Annotated in this window: 4 protein-coding genes and 1 pseudogene; 1 reads left to right on the top strand and 4 read right to left on the bottom strand. The window is 65.3% G+C overall.

Annotation, left to right across the window (positions count from 1 at the left end):
* The 4 genes and pseudogenes from ACFVV1_RS40695 to ACFVV1_RS40680 form a co-directional block, all read right to left on the bottom strand.
* On the bottom strand, positions 1 to 724 hold a 724-nt coding region (locus tag ACFVV1_RS40695), incomplete at its 3' end, for a hypothetical protein (protein WP_390000656.1).
* Positions 725 to 782: 58 nt separating this feature from the next.
* The gene (locus ACFVV1_RS40690) at positions 783 to 1,079 is read right to left on the bottom strand and encodes a hypothetical protein (protein WP_390000653.1); all 297 of its coding nucleotides are present in this window, start codon (positions 1,077 to 1,079) and stop codon (positions 783 to 785) included.
* 394 nt (positions 1,080 to 1,473) lie between these two features.
* Positions 1,474 to 1,896 (bottom strand): hypothetical protein, encoded by a 423-nt coding sequence (locus ACFVV1_RS40685; protein WP_390000650.1) that lies wholly within the window; start codon positions 1,894 to 1,896, stop codon positions 1,474 to 1,476.
* Positions 1,893 to 2,722, bottom strand: a pseudogene (locus ACFVV1_RS40680) (IS5 family transposase). The gene ACFVV1_RS40685 and the pseudogene ACFVV1_RS40680 overlap by 4 nt, the downstream one beginning before the upstream one ends.
* 290 nt (positions 2,723 to 3,012) lie before the next feature.
* Here ACFVV1_RS40680 and ACFVV1_RS40675 point away from each other — a divergent pair.
* Positions 3,013 to 3,888 carry an aminoglycoside phosphotransferase family protein gene (locus ACFVV1_RS40675; RefSeq protein WP_390000647.1) on the top strand — a complete coding sequence of 292 codons (876 nt, stop codon included), beginning with the start codon at positions 3,013 to 3,015 and terminating at the stop codon, positions 3,886 to 3,888.
* Positions 3,889 to 4,361 lie beyond the last annotated feature (473 nt).

Raw genomic sequence — 4,361 nt, 5'->3', positions numbered from 1 at the left:
CGGTATCTATGTGGTTTTTTCCGTTCGCCACTCGGATACGAATGAACTGCGACCCCGAGAAGACCCAATACTCGTTTATGTTGTCCGGCGTCTGCATCACGGCATCGATTCGTGTAAACGAACTGGTGCGGAGAGCACCCCAGTCACTCAACGGCATCGGATCCTGTACCACGGTATCTATGTGGTTTTTTCCGTCTGCCACTCGGATACGAATGAACTGCGACCCCGAGAAGACCCAATACTCGTTTATGTTGTCCGGCGTCTGCATCACGGCATCGATTCGTGTCGTAAACCCCGCTTCCCTGAAAGCGTTCCGATCGCTCAACGGCTTCGGGCCCTGCACCTTCTTCCCGTCGGTGCCGGTGAGGCGTACGGCGACGAGTGCGCTGACCGTCGCGGCCAGTGTGGCGCCGCCGCCGAGCAGGACGGTGCGGCGGCTCAGTCCACGCGAGGTGGTCGGCGTCTTCTCGGCCTCGGCTCCGATATAGATCGGTTTGGGGTGCGGGGCGAGACCGGGTTGCGGTGAGGTGCCCGGGGGTTGTCCGGGAAGGTGTTCATCGGAATGAGTGAGGTGGTGCTGGGCCTCCCACACGCGCCGGGCCTGCTCGAGAAGGCGTTGCTCGTCGGCGGCATTGGCGATGTGAATGTTGATGTTGTGCTGGTCACGGCCGACGGTGTTCTGCTGGAGACTCCCGCCGACGGTGTTGCCTTCCGCGCCCTGCACGGTCTCGAGTCGCCGCGCGGGGCGCCAACGGAACGGGCGTCGGGATTCCTTCCGCGGCTCACCCATCCTGGCGCTGGCCGAAATCGCCCGTGATGTCGTTCCGGCGCGCTTCCTGCTCTGCGGGCCCGGTGGACGTCTGGGTGAACGAGCCGCCGACCCTGTTGCCCTCGGCCCACTGGCTCCTGCCTCGCGCTGGTACCACCGGGAGCCACCACTGCACCGCGGCCCCCACCACGAGCAACACCGCCGCGGAAGCCCACCACGCCGCCGATCGGTGATCGGTGAGGAACCCGGTGGCCACGTTCACCACCGCGGCGACCGCCACCGCCCCCACCGCGCCCACGAAACGCTGCACGACTGGACTCATCCATGCCCCCCGAGCAAGACCGAACACCCCCGACACGAACGTCGTGTAGGGAACCGACCCACGGGCGCGGGCCGACATCGCGGGACCCGGGCATCCACCAGCCGCCGACACCGTTCTCGTATGGGGAGGGCTTCCGCCCACCCGGACCCCTACCCGCCGATTGTAGAGCCGCAGCAGGATGAACGCCCGGGTGATCGAACATCCGACACCGGACGACCCGGCCGAGTGAAGCAGCTGTCCAAGGTCGGGATGGGGTGTGTCAAATTAACGGCTGATCCTGGTTGTTGAGGTTGTTGAGGTTGTTAGAGGGTGGTATGAGACCTGATGCCCGATTCTTCGTTTCGTGCGGGGTGAACGGGCAGGCCGTGGCGACGTTGGTCGGTTACGGCCGGGGCAGGGTGAACAAGCCTGGCTCGGTCTCGGCCATGATTCCCCGGTCGGCCAGCCGTTTGAGCTTCAGGCGGACGTTGTTGATGTTGTTGGGCGCGACCGGCAGGTCCATCGCCTCACAGACCTGCCGCGCCCGCAACGGATGGTCGGTCGCGGCGAACACCGCCATGATCTGCTGGTAGGCCGGATGGTCCGGCAGCTTCAGTGCCGGCGGCGCGGGCGGTTGTGGCTCGGGCAGCTCCATCAGCGTCTTGCGGGTGACCCGGACTTCCTCGGCGGCCCGGGCGAGTTCGTCGAGCCGGGCGGTCAGCTGCGTGATCTGCTCCCGCACCGCCTCGGCCTGTGCGGTGATCTCGCCTTCCCGCTCCTCCAGCCGTGCCAGCACCGCGCCGAGCGTCAGCTCCCCGCGACTCATGTAGTGCGCCAGGCCGGCACGGTCGCCCCGGTCAACCGGCGCAGTATCACCGCGGTCATCGCCCAGTACACCCGCGACTCCGAACTACGGGGTAGATGCTCGTAGTCGCGCACCAGCCTGCGGTGCAGCATCAAGATCCCGTATGCGCGCTCCACGACCCACCGCTTGGCCTGCGGAACGAACCCGGTTTTCGCGGGGTTGCGCGCCACGACCTCCACCTCGATGCCCACCTTTTCGCCGTGCGCGACGACGGCGTTCTTGAAGCCTTGATCGACCAGTGCCTTCTCCACCGTGTCGGTGTCGGCGGCGACCCTGTCCAGCAACGCGATCCCGACGGCGTTCTCATGCGCCGAAGCGGCCACCACGACCACCGCGATCACCAATCCCAACACGTCAACGGCCAGGCCGCGCTTGCGGCCCGGTACTTTTTTGCCGGATCGCACCCCGTCGACTCCGCGGGCACCCCGGCTGCCGCATGAACACTCTGGGTGTCGAGCACCACCAGGCTCGGGTCCGCCTTGCGGCGTGCCATCTCCCGCACCTGCCAGCGCAACAGGTCATGAACGGTCTGGTCGATGCCCTCGTCGCGCCAGAGGTAGAAGTAGTACTTCACCGCGCCGGGCGGCGGGAAGTCGTGTGGGAGCAGCTCCCACTGAAAACCCGTTCGCCCCTGATAGAGCAGCGCGTTGACGATTTCCCGCATTGCGTACCGGCCCTGATGGCCGCTGACCGAGGGATGGACGGCTTTCCACGCGACGATCACCGGCTCTACCAGCGCCCATTGCTCGTCGCTCAGATCGGTCTTGTAGGGCGTGCGCTCGCTCACAGTGTTCAGCCCACCATGCCCATGACCGCCGAAGGGTCGGGACCCCGTGCCACCACACGTTCAGGTGACGACAAACCGCCTACACACTCTCATACCGCCCTCTGACGAACGCAGAACGAGTCGTGGAACTGATTCACACGGTCGCAGGTAGATAGCAGGCAGGCAGTTCTGACAGGATCGCTCTTCGGTAGCCACTGGGCGGCCCACTCTTCCCTGGACGTCCTGCGCCACGCCAGGGAAGAGCGGCCGGACGCAGACGGGATGGACACACAACCGAAGGCACCACTCCAATGAATCATGGCATCGAGGAGCATGCGGCACACAGGGCCGCCCGCATAAGCGGGTTGCGCAGCAACCAGATGACCAAGCTGCACCAGCACGCGACCGCAGTCTTCCTCCTCCCTACCGAACGCATCGTCGCGCGCGTCAGCTCAGTCGGACATCTCCCCAGGCTCACCACCAGCGTGACGCTCACACGCTGGCTCACAAACAACGGTGTACCAGCGACGGAACCCGCGGACCTCGAACAGCCCGTACTCGCCGAAGGGCATGTCGTCACCTTCTGGCGTCACTACCCGCAGCCCACCGCGAAAGGCACCCCCAACGCTGAGCATCTCGGCCGTCTCCTTCGGCAACTACACCAGCTTCCCCAACCACCCATCACACTGCCGAAGTGGACGCCACTAACTTCCTTCACCCAGGCACTGGCGCACGCGAACTCAGTGCCCGATACCCAGAAGGACTGGCTCGCCACACACGCGCACGAGCTCATTGCTACCTTCGAGGAACTCGACTACGCCCTGGCCCCCGGCCTCGTCCACGGTGACGCATACCCCGGCAACTGCCTCTGGGACGGCGACCATGCGCTCCTCGGCGACTGGGATGAGGCGGCCGTCGGGCCACGGGAGGTCGACCTTGCCAACACCTACCAAGGCCGGCGATTCGGACGAACTGCTGCTGAACTCGAAACGTTTGGGAGAGTGTATGGGTACGACATCACAAGGTGGCCCGGTCTACCCATGCTCATCCGCATCCGCGACATGCACACACTCAGCTCGTACATCCGCCGCGCCGACATGGGGAACGCAGCGGCAGCCCACGAACTCGGTCGGAGAATAGCCACTCTTCAACGAGATGACACTGCGGCAATCTGGAAGGCAGCCTGAGCAGCTCCTGATTTGACGTTTCCGGAGGGAGCCAAGCCGGAAGCGGAAGTGCAGGAAGAGCAGTTTCCGGTGTACGGGAGGCGTTCAGCCAGTCGTGACGGCCTCGGCGAGCGCCCCGGTGATCACGAAGGGTCCCAAGGTGACCTGGGCGCGGTCGCATCCGGCGGCCAGCAGTACCGTCGCGCACACGACGCCGACGAGGAAGCCGGCGGCGGTGCCGCACCACAGGCTCGACCAGCTGTTCCAGCCGAGGAGCGCGCCGACGGCCGGGGCGAGCTTACGTTTCCCACGTCTTCAGGCGCCTTGGCGTCGGCGTGGAAGCCACGTGCTGACGAGGGACGTAACCCGGTTGTAAGGACGAACCCGGGCGTCATGAAGTTGAAGTTCCCCCCTGATCTTGGACAGCGGGTGTTTACGCTGCGGGGGTGAAGTCGTGCTGCAGCCTGGCTCGGGTTTCGAGTGGGGTGAGGTAC

The sequence above is a fragment of the Streptomyces sp. NPDC058092 genome (assembly GCF_042884935.1).
In the GTDB taxonomy this organism is placed as follows: domain Bacteria; phylum Actinomycetota; class Actinomycetes; order Streptomycetales; family Streptomycetaceae; genus Streptomyces.
The sequence above is the reverse complement of the archived record's forward strand: the minus strand, read 5'-3'. Positions and strand labels throughout refer to the sequence as shown.

Bases quoted from the DNA above. Each gene is read 5' to 3' on its own strand.
- ACFVV1_RS40685 (WP_390000650.1), bottom strand. From the start codon at position 1,896: ATGAGTCGCGGGGAGCTGACGCTCGGCGCGGTGCTGGCACGGCTGGAG.
- ACFVV1_RS40675 (WP_390000647.1), top strand. From the start codon at position 3,013: ATGAATCATGGCATCGAGGAGCATGCGGCACACAGGGCCGCCCGCATA.